Genomic DNA, 16,431 nt, shown 5'->3' with positions numbered 1-16,431 from the left:
GCGCCGTGTCTCTGAACTTTACCCCGATGCGCTTCCATAGGGCCGCGATAGCGCGCGTATTCCGGCGCGTCTGCCTATGTCTCGTGGGACTGGCTCTGTTTGCCGCTGCGCAATCGGCAGCGGTCGCGGAGCCGTTCGGCGATTCCGCTTCGGTGCGGACGGTTGAAGCTTTTCCGCAGAAAATTACCGTCGGCGTGCTCGCGGACAACTGGTTGCCGTTCGACGCGCTGCAGGACGGCCGGCTGACCGGATTGAGCGTCGACTATCTGCGTGCGCTGGTCGGGCCGAACGTCGTGATCGAGGCCAAGGCGTTTCCCGACATGCCGCAACTGCTCGCCGCAGCCTGCGCGGGGGAAGTTGATCTATTGATGAGCGTCGCCCGCACTCCCGAGCGCGAGCGATGCCTCAGTTTCACGGCGCCGTATTTTCGCGCGTCGACATCGGCGGTGGTCCGCAGGGACGGTGAACTGTACGAAGGCCCCGCGCGTGTCGCGGCAGCGTCCATCGCGATCGAGAAAGGCTTTGCGCTCGAGCGCTCTTTGCGCGAACGCTTTCCGCGCGCCCAGATCAGCGCTTTTACGTCGACGCACGCGGCGCTCGCCGCGGTTGCTAGCGGCGATGCAGATGTCTACATGGGCTTCACGCCGGCCATCCAATATGCACTCGCCACCGACGAGTTCCGCAATCTGCGTGTCGCGTTCGGGGAAACCAGCCGGAGCGCGGAACTGCGGTTCGGTGTGCCGCGCAACCAGGTTGCATTGCGCGACCGGCTCAATCGTGCGTTGGCATCCATGAGTCAGGCCGACGATACGGCCATTCGCGTTCACTGGCTCTCGGGTAATTTCGACGCGAAACCCGAATCCGCCACATCGCGCCTGGAACTGACGCAGCAGGAGCAGGCGTGGCTGCGGTCGCTGCCGCCGTTGCAAGTCGGCTTCGACAGCAGTTGGCCGCCGTTTAGCTATATCGACGCATCCGGGCATCCGGCCGGCATTACCGCCGACTATCTCGCCTACCTGAGCCGCACGCTCGGCGTGGTATTCAACCGCGCGCGGCAGCCCGACTGGCCGAGCACGATCGACGCATTCCAGCGCGGCGAACTGGCCATTCTCACCACAGGATCGAGCAACGATCCGCGCCTCCAGAAGGCGCGGCATACCCGTGCATACGAAAGCTATCCGCTCGTGATGGTCGGTCGCGACGACGAGCCCGCCGCACGTTCGCTCGGCGATTTTGCCGCGCGGCGCGTCGTGGTGTCGTCGCATGTCGCGGGGGCGGGTCTGCTCGCGTTCCAACGCATCCCGAAGGACCACCTGGCCATCGCGCCAAGCCTCGACGAAGCGTTGCGCATGGTCGCGTCCGGCGAAGCGGACGTCGTCGTGGAAAATGTGGCTGCCGTGGACACGGTGCTCAAGCGGCAATACTCGGGCGTGCTAAAGATTCTGGGCACGGTCGGCGAGTCGGACGCCCTCGATTTCGCCGTGCGCCCGGACCTGAGTCCGCTCGCCGGGCTGATCGACCGTGCATTGCTGGCCATGCCGCCTGCCGAGAGGCAGCGCATCCGGCAGAAATGGGTGACCGGCAACGCACCGGCAACGGGTACGTGGAGCGTGACGGCCGTGCGCCTCTTGCCTGTGCTGATCGGCATCGGTGTCGCGTTGCTGGTCACGCTGCGCGCTTATCTGCTCCTCCAGCGCGAAGTCAGGCGCCGCAAGCAAACCGAGCAGGAGCTCGCGTTGCAACTGAACTTCCAGGAAACCATGATGAAGATGGTTCCCTATCCGCTCGTCGCGCAGGATCTGCAAGGTCGCTACATCGCCGTCAACGGTGCGTATGAAGCGGCATGCGGGCGAGGCCGCGAGGCAGTTCTCGGACGCACCACGATGGACGTTCAGACGTGGGGCGAAGCCAACAGCGACGTGCTGGAGAAAATGAGGCTCGACCTGCTGCAAGGCGGCGACATGGCCCAGGTCGAGCTTCAGTTCGAGCGCGGCCCCGGCGATTTGCGGCACGGCCTGTTCTGGACCAGCATCTGCCGCGGCAATGACGGTCAGCCGGTCTGTTCGCTCGGCACCATGGTCGACATCACCGACATCCGGCGTGCCGAAATGCGCGCGCGCGACACCGAGCGGCGGCTATTCGATGTCACCCGTTCGTTGCCAGCGGTGGTGTTCCAATTGCGCCGCGCGGCGGACGGCGCCTATTCGTTTCCCTACATCGGCGGTGCGCCAAGACTTCTGCTTGGCGAAAGCGGAATAAGGCAGACATGCCTCGAACATGCCGACTTCGCGCGCATTTGCGACGAAGACCGGCCAGTGGTGCTTGCGGAACTCGAACGTTCGGCGCGTCTTGAAACGCCGGTGCTCGTCGAGTTTCGTCTTGGCCGCGAACACGAGTTCAAATGGACGCGCGCCGAACTGGTGCCGCGCCGCGAAGCGGACGGGGGCGTCGTATGGAGCGGCTACTGGGTGGACGCGAGCATCGAACACGCGCGTGCCGAGGAACTCGCCCGCGCGCGCGACCTGGCGGAGGCCGCTTCGCGCGCCAAGGACGACTTCTTTGCGATGATGAGCCACGAAATCCGCACGCCGATGAATGGCGTGCTCGGGCTCGTCGAGGTGCTGGAGCGCACGCCGCTCAACTCCGACCAGGGGGAAATGCTCGGCATGATTCACGAGTCGGCGGGCGCGCTGCTGCAAATCCTCGACGATCTGCTCGATTACTCGAAGATCGAGGCCGGCCGCCTGACGATCGAAGCGGAGCCCATCGATCTGCGTGAAATGGTCGACAACGCCGTGGGGCTGCTCGCCGGCCGCGCGCACGAGAAGGGCCTGAAAGTCCGGGTGGACATTGCATCTGACGTCGCGGCCACGCTGCGAGGCGACAGCGTGAGACTGCGCCAAGTGCTTTTCAATCTGCTCGGCAACGCAATCAAGTTCACGCCCGAAGGTCACGTGGACGTGCGCGTGGCGGCGGTTGCGCAGACTGGCGAGCTTCAGACAATCGAAGTCATCGTCGAAGATACCGGTATCGGCATTCCGGCGGAACTGCAGGCAAAGCTGTTCGAGCCGTTCGTGCAGGCCGAGTCGTCCACCACGCGCCGCTTCGGCGGAACCGGCCTCGGCTTGACGATTTGCCGCAAGCTGATCCAATTGATGGACGGCTCGCTGGCGCTAGACAGCGAACCCGGCCGCGGCACCCGCATGACCGTGCGGCTCAGCATGCCGGTCGAGACGCAGCGCTATTCGGTGAGCGGCTTGCGCGGCAAGCGCTGTCTCGTCGCGACCAACGACGCGCGAGTCGGCCAGGCGCTCGTCCACTTCGGGCAAGCGCTGGGGCTCGACCTGTACCACATTCCGGCAGACGCCGAGGATTTGCGTTGCAGCGCCACGCTACGCGACGTCGACTTATTGTTCGTGAGCGAGGACCTGACGCTGCCCGCCAACGTCACGCGCAAGCTGCGCGTGATCTCGCTGACGGAGAAGGCCAAGCCCACCGGCTACCGCATTCTCGAAGACGCCAACGTGCGCCTGAGCATCAACCCGATATCGTGGCGCGGGCTCGGTGCGGCGTGCGCGGCGGTCATGACGGGACTTCAGTCGGCGCCGACGCCGTCGGCTGGTGCGTCGGCTGCGCGCGAAGGCATCACCGCGCCGCCGGACCGCGAGCGGGCTATGGCGAGCGGCCGCCTGATTCTCGTCGCTGAAGATCATCCGGTGAATCAGGAGTTGATTCGCCATCAACTGGCGCTGCTTGGTTTTGCGTGCGACGTCGCGAACGACGGCGCGGAAGCGCTAACCGCGCTCGAACACACCAGTTATGGATGCCTGATCACCGACTGTCATATGCCGAACGTGTCCGGTTATGAATTGACGCAGCGCATTCGGGAAAGAGAGCAGGAGCATGGCGTTTCGCATCGTCTGCCGATTCTGGGCGTCACTGCGAACACGGCGCCCGAAGACCTCAACCTGTGCCGCGAGGCGGGCATGGACGAGAGCCTCATCAAGCCGACACGCCTCGCCACGCTCCGTGAATATCTGAGCCGCTGGTTCGGCATTGACAGCGCGTGGCAGGCGGCTCCGGCCGAAACCGCTGAGGCCACGGAGCTTGCCGGGGCGTCAGCAACGGCCGCCGAGCCGTTCGTCCCGGTCGATCTCGGTCACATGACGCAATTGTGGGGCAGCGAATCGACGGTCAAGGCTTTGCTAGATTCGTTCGTTTCTTCCGTGCGCGAAGACGTTCGGTCGCTCACGCCGTTGCTCGAGAACGTCGATATGGTTCTCGTGCGCGAGTGGCTTCACCGGGTGATGGGCGCGGCTAGCGTGCTGCAATACCCGCCGCTCATCAGCGCGCTCGACGAATATCGCCACAGCGTCATCAGCGAGCCGAAGCGGGCGCGCCGCGAAGGACTTGCGCTCATCGACAAGTGCAATGCAATGCTGGACGGCATCGAGCAGCAAGCCGCGCTGCTCGCCTGAACGCTTAGACGAAAAAAAACGCGGCCGAAGCCGCGTTAAAGATTTGGAGACATCCCTCGATGAAGGAGTCACTTCTCGCGAGGTCAAAGCATACCAGGGATCGCCCGGATGATTCATTCCATAATCTGCAAATAACTGTTCGGGAAAATCGCAACAAGCTTCGGAGCGGCGCATTCGCCGCGTCCACTCCCACCATCGACGCCCTCCGGCGATTTGCACTAGTATGTGATGGCTTCGCGCGGCCGTGGCGCCGGCGCGGCGCATTTCGTCGGAGAAGACCATGAATACGCTAAAAAAACTCAATATCGCGATGGCTTTGTGGGCGGCAATGGCGGGCGCCGCGTTTGCGGACACCGTTGCGCTGAAGGCAGACCTCGAACCTTCCAGCGAAGTGCCACCGCGTGTGAGTCACGGTCACGGCGCGCTGAACGCAACCTTCGACACGTCGACGAAATCTCTTCAATGGACCGTCACCTATGAAGGGCTCAGCGGCCCCGTCACGGCCGCGCATTTCCATGGTCCCGCGCCGGTTGGGCAGAACGCGAAAGTGCAGGTTCCCATCGACAAAAGCGCGGTAGCGAGTCCCATGAAAGGCTCGGCCGCGCTTAGCGAACAGCAGGTGACCGACCTGATGGCAGGGCAGTGGTACTTCAACATTCACACCGCGCAGAACCCGATGGGTGAAATTCGCGGGCAAGTGTTGCCTGCCAACTAGCGCGCAGTACTGCGTAGCGCGGTCGGCTCCGCCGGATGCGCCTTCACGATTAGAAGCCGCCATCCACCGACGCAGCGGACAACGCACGTACCATGGCGGGACATTTCCGAAGGAGCGTGTCCCGATGAGCTGGCAAAGCGCACTCGCGTGCTGGTTTTTGCGCAGGCAATTTCGCCCTCAAACCCTGAAACCGCATATCGACGTCCACAAGGCGCGCGCGTTGACGGCGAAGCGCGTGTGGTCGCCGGACGTGCCGCGCGGCTGGCGTCTGCGTGAACTCGATGGCGCGGACGGCAACCCACTGCGAGGCGAATGGATCGAGCCCGCAGCGGACCAACCCGCAGCCGGCGCGCAACCCACAGTGCTCTACTGCCACGGCGGCGGCTACTACTTCTGCTCGCCGCGGACGCATCGCTCGATCGTGTTCGGTCTCGCCACGCGTGCGAATGCACGGGTCTTTTCGCTCGATTACCGCCTCGCGCCGGAGCACCGCTTCCCGGCCGCACTCGACGATGCGACCACCGCCTATCGTCAATTGATCGCCGACGGCACAGCGCCGGAGTCGATCGTGATTGCAGGCGATTCGGCCGGCGGCGGCCTCGCGCTCGCGGCGCTGGTCGCGCTGCGCGACGCGGGCGATCCGCTGCCCGCCGGCGCACTGCTGTTCTCGCCGTGGACGGATCTCGCGGCAACCGGCGCGAGCATCGTCGATAACGACGGCGCGGACCCGATGTTCAGCGGCCCGGCAATCTCGCGGGCGGCCAAGATCTATCTCGGCGAGATGCCCGCCACGCATCCGTATGCGTCACCGCTCTACGCGGACCTGCGCGGCTTGCCGCCGCTTTTCATGATGGCGGGCAGCACCGAAGTCCTGCTCGACGACTCGCGGCGCGTCGCCGCGAATGCGCGCGCGGCGGGTGTCGATTGCGAACTCGAGGTGTGGAAAAAGATGCCGCACGTGTGGCCGCTTTTCGCGCCGTTCGTGCCCGAGGCGAACCGCGCGCTCGATCGCGCAGCCGCCTTCGTGACGCGCGCGACACGCCGCGCCGCCAATCCTGCTCAGGCGCCGAGCGTGACGTCGATAGTCTGATACGCGGCTTTCACCGTCGGCTCGCCGTATTGCCGTTCGAGCCGACGCACGGTGAAGTGGCCGTGCGCGACCTGCTGGAAGTGGTCGATGAAAACCGTGTTGACCATTGCGCCGAGCACCGCGCCGATCGCCGGAATGGACTTCGCGGCGATCTGTTCGCTCACCTGCACCGAGAAGCGCGCGGCGATCGTATTGACGAGGCGCAGCAAGGCGGCCGAGCCGTGCGTGGTGAATCCCTTCGTCGCGATTTCGGACGACGCCTTCGACACCGCCTGCGCCAGCGCGCCGCGCATGATGAAGTAGCCGAAGTCGGCGTCGTCGTCAGCCGTGGACGTGCCGCCCATGCCCAACACCGTCAGACATTGGAGCTGCGTGTCGATCGAGGTCAGATCCTCGCCCTCGCTGCGCGCAATGTCGCAAATCGAGCGGAACATCAGCGTGGTCGTGACCGGCAATTCGACGGGCAGTGCAAACAGGCCGAATGCGCCGCCGGCCGCGCCGGTCGTGGCCACCGCGAACTTGTGCAGCAGATTGCTCGGCTTCTCGGGCGCGAGCAGCGACGACGCGCCGTCGCGCCGGCCCAGCGTGCGCAGCGCAATTGACAGACACTTGCGCAAAGCCAGTTCGGTGGCGTCCGTGACCTTCTCGTTGGCGAACGCGGGCATGCGCGAAAGCAGCTTCTCCAACGGCGCGCCGACGATGCTCGCCAGCTTCATCGCCAGCGCGGGGCTTTCCAGTTCGTGTTTCGCGCGTCGCAGCGCGCTCAGATCTTCTTCCGACAACGATTGTCCTGCGAGCGAACCTGGCTCCATGCGCCTCCCTGGCGTGATGTGATGTGCTTTTTTTCCGTCGACGAACGCGCTTATGCCCACCGTCGACGTCCTGCTTAGAGCCAACATGCGTGGTATGATTCCCTAATCGTTTGACCCGTCAACTGTTGCTCTATCAAAAATGGCTGTCCACACCGCCGCCCACCATTCGAGTGGGCAAGTCTTGCCGTTCCGGGAATCGCTTTTGGCGATGCTCGGCATTTCCTTCGTCACCATGCTGGTCGCGCTGGACCAGACGGTCGTCGGCACCGCGCTGCCTACCATCGTCGCCGAGCTCAAGGGCTTCGAGCTTTATGCGTGGGTGGCCACGTCGTATCTGCTGACCTCGGTGATCACCGTGCCGATCTTCGGGCGCCTCGGCGACTATTACGGACGCAAGCCGTTCGTGATCGCGTCGATCGTCGTGTTCACGGCCGCGTCGGTGCTGTGCGGCATGGCGAACAACATGCTGTTTCTCGTGCTCGCGCGCGGCCTGCAAGGCATCGGCGGCGGCATGCTGGTCGGCACCGCGTTCGCCTGCATTCCCGACCTGTTTCCGGACTCGGTCGTGCGCCTGCGCTGGCAGGTGCTGATGAGCTCGGCGTTCGGCATCGCGAATGCGGTCGGGCCGTCGCTGGGCGGCTTCCTCACTCAGTACTACGGCTGGCGCTCGGTTTTCTACGTGAATCTGCCGGTCGGCCTGCTATCGCTCTTTTTCGTCTGGCGCTTTCTGCCGCATCTGAGGCACGTCGAGCATGAAGGCAAGATGCGGCTCGATTGGCCCGGCGCCGCGCTGATCGCGGTGGCGCTCGGCTCGCTGCAGTTGTTCGTCGAATTGCTGCCGAAGCATGGGCTCACGCTCAGCGCGTGTGCGCTGCTCGTGCTGAGCGCCGCTTCGGCGTATGCGCTGTGGCAATGGGAGAAGCGCTGCCCGACGGCGATCCTTCCCGTCGATATGTTCCGCAACCCGAGTCTCGCCGCGCTGTTCACGCTCGCGGTGCTCGGCGGCTTCACGATGTTCTCGCTGCTTTTCTACGCGCCGCTGTTGTTCCAGGGCGGCTTCGGCATGTCGCCGAAAGAAGCGGGCGTCGTCATCACACCGCTCGTCGTGTTCATCACGATCGGCAGCATCGCGAACGGACGCGTGGTTTCGCGCGTGCGCAATCCGAATCTGATGCTGTACGTCGGCTTCGCGCTGATCGCGCTCGCGTGCTTCGGCGTGGTGGTCGCCACGCGGTCGATGCCGCATTGGCTCCTCATGTCGTTCATGGTGCTCGGCGGCCTTGGCCTCGGCTTCGTCATGCCGAACCTCACCATCTTCGCGCAGCAGACGGCCGGCCGCGAGCATCTCGGCATTGCAACCGCGCTGCTGCAATCGCTACGGATGATCGGCGGCATGATCGGCACCGCGCTGACCGGAACGCTCATCAGCCATATGTACGCGAGCGGCGTGCGCAGTACGCTCGAAAGCGATCGCGCGTCACAATGGTTCAGCGACCTGGGCGATCCGCAGATCCTCATCAATCACGAGGCGCAAACAACCCTGCTCGGCGAGTTGGCGCAAGCCGGCCATAATGGCGCGATGCTTCTCGAGACCGCGCGCGAAACGCTCGTCTCGGCGATTCACTTTGGTCTCGCGATGGCGGCTGTCGTCGCCGTCGTGTCGGTATGGCAAAGCCGCCGCGTTCCGCCGATCAAGCTCCAGCGCAAGCTCGAGCCGGTGGTCCACGCGGACTGATTTTTCGATTGCAGCTTGATAGAACCATCATGGAAGAACAGGACCGCGTAGCCGTCATGCAGCAGTTCGGCCGCACATACCGGGCGTTCATGTCGGCGTTCGAGGCGCAAGTCGGCCACCCGTTGCCGCGCTGGCGCATCATGCTCGCGCTGCATCAGCAGGGGGGCGAATCGTCGCAGAAGCGGCTTGTCGAGCAATTGCGCGTCGATCCCGGCGCATTGACGCGCCAGTTGAAAGCGCTCGAAGGATTGGGCTGGATCGCGCGCAGCATGGACTCGCGCGACAACCGCGTGACCAATGTGCGCCTGACCGAAGCCGGCCTGTCCGCAACCGAAGCCAGTTTGCCGCGCCGCAACGCGTTTCTGCACGACACGATGGCCGCGCTGCCGGACGACGCGCTGAGCGCGTTGTCCGGCGCGTTGAAGATGCTCGAGGCGAGAATCGGCGAAGTGGTGTCGGCGGCGAATGTTGCACAAACGCCTGTCGAGCTTGCCGCCGAAGCGTCGCGAGCGGAGCGCTGAAGCGCCGCGGCGCCTCAGTGCATCCACGCCGCGCCCGTTCTCAAACACAAAAATCAGAAGAACGTTTCGATCACTTCCGTCACGCGATAAGCCGGATCGACGACCAGCACCTGGCGCCATTTGTCGAACGTCAGACACGGGTGCGAGATGTCGAACGCGATCATGTCGCCCACCTTCAGATCGGCGCCTGCGGGAATCCGCATATACGCGTGCTGATCCATCAAGCCGAAAATCTCCCAGCCTTCGCTCGCGGCGATGTCGCGCGGCGCCTCGCTGCCCGGCCTGTAATGGCGCGCCGGCTCCGGCAAGCCTGCGTCGAATGCCGAGTCGCGCTTGCCAAGACCGATGATCGCGCGGTCGGGCTCGGGAATCGACTGCACGTAAGCCCACAATTGCAACGCAGGCAGCAAGCCTTCGCCCATCTTTTTAGCGACCGGATTGCGCGCGAAGATGTCCGTCTGCGCCTTGCGATAAATGCCGACGTCGTGCGTCAGATAACAGCCGGGCCGCAGCACGACCTCGACCTTGCCCGTCTGCGACGCCTTCGAGAATTCCTCCGCGACCACGTCGTACCATGCCGAGCCCGCGCCGGACAGAATCGCCGGCGTACGCTCGAAACGCCCGCCGTCGACGAGCGCGCGCGTAACCGCAACGGCGCTTTGCAGAAACTCGCGCACCTCGTGTTCTTCCTTCAGCACGCCTTCATACAACTCGACGCCCGCGAGCTTCAGCACGCCCGGATAGCGGCCGATCGCTTCGAGCACCGCATTGCGCTGCGCTTCGTCGCGCACGCCGGTGCGCCCGCCAGGCACGCCAAGTTCGAGCAGCACTTGCAACGGCTTCTTCACCGACGTGAAAAAGCGTCCCAATTGCTCGACGCCTTCCACTGAATCGACGAGGCAAAAGAACTCGAAGTCCGGATCGCTCAGCAACTCGGCGACCATCATCATGTTGCGGCGCCCGACGAGCTGGTTGGCCATCAACACGCGCGACACGCCGCCGTGATAAGCCGCGCGCACCTGATGCGCGGTGGCGAGCGTGATGCCCCACGCGCCGGTTTCCAATTGACGGCGGAACAGTTGCGGCGCCATCGTCGTCTTGCCGTGCGGCGCGAGCTTGACGCCGTATTCGGCGACGAATGCCTGCATCCATTTCAGGTTGTGCTCGACGCGGTCCGCATACAGCACGGCGGCCGGCAGGCTCACGTCTTCGTTCAACAGATTCCACTCGAGACGCCCGGTGTCCGTGAGCTGGATGCTCGCGCCCGGAACCATGCCCAAGCCCTTGCTATAAGGATCAATCGTTGCGCCCTGATAGTTTGTAACTTTCATGTCTCCTGCTCCATCGTCCGGTTAAATTGCATCCAAGTTGACTTTATCATGTTACCGAAAGTACGATGGACGGAGAAATGTTATTTAGTACCACGCCCTTTCACGAGCCGCGATGAACTCCGCCGCCGAACCGCTGACCTTCGACATCGTCGCGCGCATTGCCGAATGCGCGCCCGAGTTGCGTTCGGCCGAGCGCAAGGTGGCCGCGCTGATTCTCGACGATCTGACGGGCGCCTCGCGCGCCAGCATCGGTGCGCTCGCCGAGCAGGCAGAAGTGAGCGTGGCGACGGTCACGCGGTTTGCGAAAGCGGTGGGCTGCCGCGACGTCCGCGAGTTGAAGCTGAGGCTCGCGCAGGCTGCGGCGGTCGGCCAGCGGTTCTTGCAGGCGGGCACGCCTGCTGGCGCGCCCGAGCACATCGCGACGCGCGTGTTCGACGAATTGCAGACGGCGCTTGCGCACAACCATCGATTGCTGCGGCAGGCGCCGTTGGCCGAAGCGGCTGCCGCGCTGCGCGCCGCGCGCATGATTTACGTGTTCGGCATGGGCGGCGGCTCGACCGCACTCGCGGACGAAATGCGTTTCCGGCTCGTGCGCCTCGGTCGGCCCGTCGCCACGTATCAGGACGGCCTATTGCAGCGCATGGTCGCGAGCACGGTCTCGCGCGACACGGTGCTGATCGCGCTCTCCACGACCGGCCGCGTGCCGGAGATGGTGGAGAACTGCAAGATCGCGCGCAGCTACGGCGCGACGGTGATCGCGCTCACCGCGCCGGCGTCGCCGCTCGCGAAGCTCGCCGACTGGCTGATCCCGATTGTCGCGTTCGAGACCGACTTCATTTACAAGCCGTCTTCGTCGCGTTACGCGATGATGATGGCGCTCGACGTGCTCGTCACCGAACTGGCCGTCAGTCAGGGCGACGAGAGCCGCGAATTGCTGCGCCGCATGAAGCACGCGCTCGACACGCATCGTGGCGGCGGCGATCGACAACCATTAGGAGACTGATCCATGCACTCGCATCCCGAAGCCGCCGATACGCTGATTGTCGGCGCGCAACTGTATGACGGCACGGGCGCGCCGCCTGTCGAGCGCGACGTGGCCGTGCGCGACGGGCGCATCGTCGCCATCGGCAATCTGTCGAACTGGCTCGCCGAAGACGTGATCGAGGCCGAAGGCCGCGCGCTGGCGCCGGGCTTCATCGACGTTCACACGCACGACGACACGCACGTGATCCGCTCGCCGCAAATGCTGCCGAAGATCACGCAAGGCGTGACGACGGTGATCGTCGGCAATTGCGGCATTAGCGCGTCGCCGGTTGCGCTGAAGGGCGATCCGCCCGATCCGATGAATCTGCTCGGCGAGCGCGACGCGTTCCAGTACCCGACGTTCGCGGACTACGTGAAGGCGGTCAACGCGGCCCGTCCGGCGGTGAATGTCGGCGCTTTGATCGGGCACACGGCGCTGCGCAACAACCAGATGGACCGGCTGGATCGCGCGGCCACGCCGCAGGAGATCGAAGGCATGCGTGCGCAGCTTGAAGAGGCGCTCGCGAACGGCGCGCTCGGCCTCAGTTCGGGACTCGCTTATGGTTCCGCATTTGCCGCGCCGACCGAAGAAGTGATGGCGCTCGCCGAACCGCTCGCCGCCGCGGGCGCGCTTTACACCACGCACATGCGCACCGAGTTCGATGCGATTCTCGACGCAATGGACGAAGCCTATCGCGTCGGCCGTCATGCACGCGTGCCGGTCATCATTTCGCATCTGAAATGCGCGGGTCCGTCGAACTGGGGGCGCAGCGTCGAAGTGCTGAACTCGCTCGAAGGCGCGCGGCGCATGCAGCCGATCGGCTGCGATTGCTATCCGTACAACCGCAGTTCGTCGACGCTCGATCTGAAGCAGGTCACCGGCGACATCGACATTACGATTACGTGGTCGGAGCCGCATCCCGAGATGGCCGGCAAGCTCGTGAAGGAGATTGCCGCCGAGTGGGGCGTCACGCAGCAGGAAGCGGGCAAGCGCCTGCAACCGGCGGGCGCGGTCTATCACAACATGTCCGAGGACGACGTGCGGCGCATCCTCTCGCATCCCGCGACGATGGTCGGCTCCGACGGCTTGCCGAACGATCCGCTGCCGCACCCGCGTTTGTGGGGTGCGTTTCCGCGCGTGCTCGGCCACTATGCGCGCGACGCCGGTTTGCTGCCGCTCGAGGAAGCGGTGCGCAAGATGACGAGCCTGTCCGCGCGACGCTTCGGCCTGGCGCAACGCGGCGAGGTGCATATCGGCTATCACGCTGACCTCGTGCTGTTCGATCCCGCGAAAGTGCGCGACGCGGCTACTTTCGAAAAGCCGCAGCAAGCGGCTGACGGCATCGACGCGGTGTGGGTCAACGGCGCGCTGACCTATCGCGACGGCGAAGTAACGGGCGAACGCGCCGGCCATTTCGTTGCGCGCGGCGCGGCGTCGAAGGGCGACGCTGAAGGCGCATTCTGATTTTATCGAGTAACTGGTTGAACGATCTATCGCGGCGCGCGGCACTACGGCCACGCGCGCCGAACTTTCAAGGAGCGTAAAGATGAAGCGATATGGTGTTGAAGGCGGTAAGGGAACGGGCGGTCAGCACATGCCGTTTTCGCGTGCAGTGGAAGCCGACGGTTGGCTGTTCGTGTCGGGACAGACGCCGATGGAAAACGGCGAGGTGATCAACGGCGGCATCGTCGAGCAATCGCATAAGGCGATTCAAAACGTGTTCGCGATTCTGAAGGAAGCCGGCTACGGCGCGGAGCATGTCGTGCGCTGCGGCGTGTGGCTCGACGACCCGCGCGACTTCGCGTCGTTCAACAAGGTGTTCCGCGAATACTTCGGCGACAATCCGCCGGCGCGCGCCTGTGTCGTTTCGTCGATGGTGATCGACTGCAAGGTCGAAGTGGATTGCGTCGCTTATAAGAAGCCGGCGGCTTAACGTTATTGGCGCTTCGCCGCGGAGCGTCGAATGAACGTCCGCGGCGATAAGCGCACGTACTTTTTTATTGCCGCGCCAAACGCATGTTGTCCGGCATCGGCAAGTTGTAGTTGGTGCGGAACGGGTTGATATCGAGCCCGCCGCGCCGTGTATAGCGCGCATAAACCGCGAGCTTCACCGGCTTGCACGCCTTCAGCACGTCGATAAAAATTTTCTCGACGCACTGCTCGTGAAAACCCGTGTGATTGCGATACGAGATGATGTAGCGCAGTAAGCCTGCATGATCGATTTGCGGGCCGACGTAGTGAATCTGCACGCTGCCCCAATCCGGTTGCCCCGTCACCGGGCAATTCGATTTCAGCAGATTCGAGAACACCGTTTCCTCGACGGGCGCTTCGTGAAGCGCGGCCGTCAGCAGCGAAGCGTCCGGCGTGTACACGTCCGTGTCGAGATCCAGGCGATCAAGCGACGTGCCTTCGAATTCTTCCATCTTCAGTTTGCCGAAGTCATGCGGCCCGGTCAGATAGACCGAGACCGTCGCGCCGCACGACGCGGACACGTCGCGTTTGATCGTGTCGCGCACCGCTTCGATCGACTCGAATGCGGTCTGCGCAAACGAGCCGAGATAAAGCTTGAACGACTTCGATTCGACGATGTTCGGCGAGTCCGCCGGCACGAAAAACGTGGCCACTGCGATTTGCGGTTTGCCGCGCTGATTCAGCCACGACAACTCATACGCATTCCAGATGTCCGTGCCGAAGAACGGCAATTGCGCGTGGATGCCGATCGCCTCGCGCGCGTTCTTGCGCGCAATCGGAAAGAGCAGCGAGGCGTCGTACTGTTCGGTGTAAGTGGAGGCCTTACCCAGCGGTGATTGTTCGGGTGTCATGATGCATTCACGATGCCACTCAGCACGTGCCCGGTCGCCGTCACGACGCGGGCCGATTCGCAATGGCCAATTTGGTCGTCGAAGAAAAAGTCCGGCTCGAACTCGCGCAGAAATGCGCTCTTGTCGAGGCCGCCGAGGAACATCGCTTCGTCGATTTCGATGTTCCAGGCCATCAGGGTTCGGATCGCGCGCTCGTGCGCGGGCGCCGAACGCGCCGTCACCAATGCCGTACGAATATGCATCGGCGCGGCTTGATCCGCGAGTTTTTGCAGCCGATGAAGCGCTTCTAGCAAGGGCTTCAGCGGCCCGTCGGCAAGCGGCAAATCCTTGTTGTGCGTCTCGTGGCCGACGAACGCGCGCAAGCCGTCCTTCTGAAACACGCGCTCGGCTTCGTCGGAAAACAGCACGGCGTCGCCGTCGAAAGCAATGCGGATTTCGTCCGGATACTTGCTCGCCATTTTCGCCGATTCCGGCAGCACGCGTGCGGCCGGGAAACCGGCGGCGAGCGCGTCGCGCACGTCGTCCTGATTCGCGGACAAAAAGAGCGACGCGTTCAACGGCTTCAGATAAGCGAACGGCGCGCGTCCACGCGTGAACACGCCGCGCTCGATCGCGAGTCCATGTTCTCGGCACGAATGAAACGCGCGCAGGCCGCTGATCGGATCGCTGCGCGACAGGATCACCACTTCCACGCGATGCCCGCTCGTGTTCAATGCCAGCAGCTTGCGGATCAGCGGGAACGCGACGCCGGGTTTCGCGGGCACGTTGAGCCGCTCGCGCTGCAACGCTTCATAGGCGCGAAGGTCGCCTTCCTCGTACACGCGGTTCTCTTCCTCGAAGTCGAAGAGCGCGCGCGACGAGATCGCCACCACCAGTTTGTCGACAAGCGAAAGAGCCATCTGCGGGTTCAGGTTTTCGTTTCAGTAGTTCAGCCGAGGAACAGCCGGTAAACCGGATTCTGCGTCTCTTCCCAGTACGGATAGCCGAGCGTCGCGAGGAAGCGGTCGAACTCGGCGTTATCCGTTTCCGGCACCTGAATGCCGACGAGAATCGAGCTGTAGTCCGCGCCCTGATTGCGGTAGTGAAAGAGGCTGATGTTCCAGTCCGGCGCCATCGACGATAGAAACTTCATCAGCGCGCCCGGCCGTTCGGGAAACTCGAAGCGGAACAGACGTTCGTCGTGTGCGAGCGGCGAGCGTCCGCCGACCATGTAGCGGATATGCTGCTTCGAGAGTTCGTCGAAAGTCAGATCGACGGTGGCGAAATTGTGCGCCTCGAATGCGCTTGCGATCTGCGCCGATTCGCTGCGGTTCCTGATCTGCACGCCCACAAAGATATGCGCGGATTCGGCCTGTGCAATCCGGTAATTGAACTCCGTGACGCTGCGTGTGCCGACCAGTTCGCAGAATCGTTTGAAGCTGCCGCGCTCTTCCGGAATCGTCACGGCGAACACGGCTTCGCGCGCCTCGCCGACTTCGGCGCGCTCGGCGACGAAACGCATCCGGTCGAAGTTCATGTTCGCGCCCGACGTGATCGCGATCAGCGTCTGGTTCTCGATGCCCTCGCGCTCCGCATACTGCTTGGCTCCGGCGACCGCGAGCGAGCCCGCGGGTTCGAGCACGCTGCGCGTGTCCTGGAAGACGTCTTTGATTGCGGCGCATAGCGCGTCGGTGTTGACCAGCAGCACATCGTCGAGATATTCGCTGCACAGGCGGAAGGTTTCTTCGCCGACGAGCTTGACGGCAGTGCCATCGGAGAAGAGTCCGACTTCATTCAAGGTCACGCGTTCGCCGGCCTTCAACGATGCCGCCATCGCGCACGAATCGTCGGTCTGCACGCCGATCACCTTGATCTCGGGGCGCACCGATTTCACATACGCCGCGACTCCCGCCGCGAGTCCGCC

At 63.9% G+C, this 16,431-nt stretch carries 13 protein-coding genes; 8 read left to right on the top strand and 5 right to left on the bottom strand.

Annotation, left to right across the window (positions count from 1 at the left end; genetic code table 11):
* The first annotated feature begins 26 nt into the window (after positions 1-26).
* From C8K18_RS27320 to C8K18_RS27310, 3 genes are all read left to right on the top strand, one after another.
* Positions 27-4,478 (top strand): ATP-binding protein, encoded by a 4,452-nt coding sequence (locus tag C8K18_RS27320; protein ID WP_375135821.1) that lies wholly within the window; start codon positions 27-29, stop codon positions 4,476-4,478.
* A 280-nt stretch (positions 4,479-4,758) separates the two neighbouring features.
* Positions 4,759-5,193: a CHRD domain-containing protein gene (locus tag C8K18_RS27315; RefSeq protein WP_006047993.1), complete on the top strand. Its 435-nt coding sequence runs from the start codon at positions 4,759-4,761 to the stop codon at positions 5,191-5,193.
* Positions 5,194-5,317: 124 nt separating this feature from the next.
* Positions 5,318-6,283, top strand: coding sequence for an alpha/beta hydrolase (locus C8K18_RS27310; protein WP_107710485.1), 966 nt, complete (start codon positions 5,318-5,320; stop codon positions 6,281-6,283).
* Here the strand turns inward: C8K18_RS27310 and C8K18_RS27305 are convergent.
* Positions 6,253-7,095, bottom strand: coding sequence for an EcsC family protein (locus C8K18_RS27305; protein WP_006047991.1), 843 nt, complete (start codon positions 7,093-7,095; stop codon positions 6,253-6,255). The two genes, C8K18_RS27310 and C8K18_RS27305, sit on opposite strands and share 31 nt — an antisense overlap.
* 139 nt (positions 7,096-7,234) lie before the next feature.
* Here C8K18_RS27305 and C8K18_RS27300 point away from each other — a divergent pair, with 139 nt between their 5' ends.
* A complete protein-coding gene (locus C8K18_RS27300) occupies positions 7,235-8,830 on the top strand; it encodes an MDR family MFS transporter (protein ID WP_006047990.1) in 1,596 nt (531 codons plus the stop codon).
* 29 nt (positions 8,831-8,859) lie between these two features.
* Positions 8,860-9,351, top strand: a complete 492-nt coding sequence (locus C8K18_RS27295; RefSeq protein WP_006047989.1) for a MarR family winged helix-turn-helix transcriptional regulator — start codon at positions 8,860-8,862, stop codon at positions 9,349-9,351.
* 53 nt (positions 9,352-9,404) lie between these two features.
* On the opposite strand, the gene C8K18_RS27290 is transcribed toward C8K18_RS27295, so the two are convergent.
* Positions 9,405-10,682 (bottom strand): amino acid deaminase, encoded by a 1,278-nt coding sequence (locus C8K18_RS27290; protein WP_006047988.1) that lies wholly within the window; start codon positions 10,680-10,682, stop codon positions 9,405-9,407.
* A 112-nt stretch (positions 10,683-10,794) separates the two neighbouring features.
* Here C8K18_RS27290 and C8K18_RS27285 point away from each other — a divergent pair, with 112 nt between their 5' ends.
* The 3 genes from C8K18_RS27285 to C8K18_RS27275 all read left to right on the top strand — a co-directional run bounded on the left by C8K18_RS27285 (position 10,795) and on the right by C8K18_RS27275 (position 13,639).
* The gene (locus C8K18_RS27285; protein ID WP_029970495.1) at positions 10,795-11,685 is read left to right on the top strand and encodes a MurR/RpiR family transcriptional regulator; all 891 of its coding nucleotides are present in this window, start codon (positions 10,795-10,797) and stop codon (positions 11,683-11,685) included.
* Between the two features lie 3 nt (positions 11,686-11,688).
* Entirely contained in the window at positions 11,689-13,170 is a 1,482-nt protein-coding gene (locus tag C8K18_RS27280) for an amidohydrolase family protein (protein ID WP_107710484.1), read from the top strand.
* Positions 13,171-13,252: 82 nt separating this feature from the next.
* The gene (locus C8K18_RS27275) at positions 13,253-13,639 is read left to right on the top strand and encodes a RidA family protein (RefSeq protein WP_006047985.1); all 387 of its coding nucleotides are present in this window, start codon (positions 13,253-13,255) and stop codon (positions 13,637-13,639) included.
* A gap of 64 nt (positions 13,640-13,703) precedes the next feature.
* On the opposite strand, the gene queF is transcribed toward C8K18_RS27275, so the two are convergent.
* The 3 genes from queF to ilvA form a co-directional block, all read right to left on the bottom strand.
* Entirely contained in the window at positions 13,704-14,528 is an 825-nt protein-coding gene (gene queF / locus C8K18_RS27270; RefSeq protein WP_006047984.1) for an NADPH-dependent 7-cyano-7-deazaguanine reductase QueF, read from the bottom strand.
* Positions 14,525-15,427 carry a 5'-nucleotidase gene (locus C8K18_RS27265; RefSeq protein ID WP_006047983.1) on the bottom strand — a complete coding sequence of 301 codons (903 nt, stop codon included), beginning with the start codon at positions 15,425-15,427 and terminating at the stop codon, positions 14,525-14,527. The genes queF and C8K18_RS27265 overlap by 4 nt, the downstream gene beginning before the upstream one ends.
* Positions 15,428-15,456: 29 nt before the next feature.
* Positions 15,457-16,431: threonine ammonia-lyase, biosynthetic (ilvA, locus tag C8K18_RS27260; protein WP_107707805.1), on the bottom strand; the 975-nt coding region annotated here is incomplete at its 5' end.

It is taken from the genome of Paraburkholderia sp. GV068, assembly GCF_003058125.1.
Lineage (GTDB): Bacteria > Pseudomonadota > Gammaproteobacteria > Burkholderiales > Burkholderiaceae > Paraburkholderia > Paraburkholderia graminis.
This window is presented reverse-complemented; position numbering and strand designations above follow the sequence as displayed.

Excerpts from the sequence above, each read along its gene's own strand:
- C8K18_RS27320 (WP_375135821.1), top strand. The coding sequence starts at position 27 with ATGCGCTTCCATAGGGCCGCGATAGCGCGCGTATTCCGGCGCGTCTGC.
- C8K18_RS27315 (WP_006047993.1), top strand. The coding sequence starts at position 4,759 with ATGAATACGCTAAAAAAACTCAATATCGCGATGGCTTTGTGGGCGGCA.
- C8K18_RS27310 (WP_107710485.1), top strand. The coding sequence starts at position 5,318 with ATGAGCTGGCAAAGCGCACTCGCGTGCTGGTTTTTGCGCAGGCAATTT.
- C8K18_RS27305 (WP_006047991.1), bottom strand. The coding sequence starts at position 7,095 with ATGGAGCCAGGTTCGCTCGCAGGACAATCGTTGTCGGAAGAAGATCTG.
- C8K18_RS27300 (WP_006047990.1), top strand. The coding sequence starts at position 7,235 with ATGGCTGTCCACACCGCCGCCCACCATTCGAGTGGGCAAGTCTTGCCG.
- C8K18_RS27295 (WP_006047989.1), top strand. The coding sequence starts at position 8,860 with ATGGAAGAACAGGACCGCGTAGCCGTCATGCAGCAGTTCGGCCGCACA.
- C8K18_RS27290 (WP_006047988.1), bottom strand. The coding sequence starts at position 10,682 with ATGAAAGTTACAAACTATCAGGGCGCAACGATTGATCCTTATAGCAAG.
- C8K18_RS27285 (WP_029970495.1), top strand. The coding sequence starts at position 10,795 with ATGAACTCCGCCGCCGAACCGCTGACCTTCGACATCGTCGCGCGCATT.
- C8K18_RS27280 (WP_107710484.1), top strand. The coding sequence starts at position 11,689 with ATGCACTCGCATCCCGAAGCCGCCGATACGCTGATTGTCGGCGCGCAA.
- C8K18_RS27275 (WP_006047985.1), top strand. The coding sequence starts at position 13,253 with ATGAAGCGATATGGTGTTGAAGGCGGTAAGGGAACGGGCGGTCAGCAC.
- queF (WP_006047984.1), bottom strand. The coding sequence starts at position 14,528 with ATGACACCCGAACAATCACCGCTGGGTAAGGCCTCCACTTACACCGAA.
- C8K18_RS27265 (WP_006047983.1), bottom strand. The coding sequence starts at position 15,427 with ATGGCTCTTTCGCTTGTCGACAAACTGGTGGTGGCGATCTCGTCGCGC.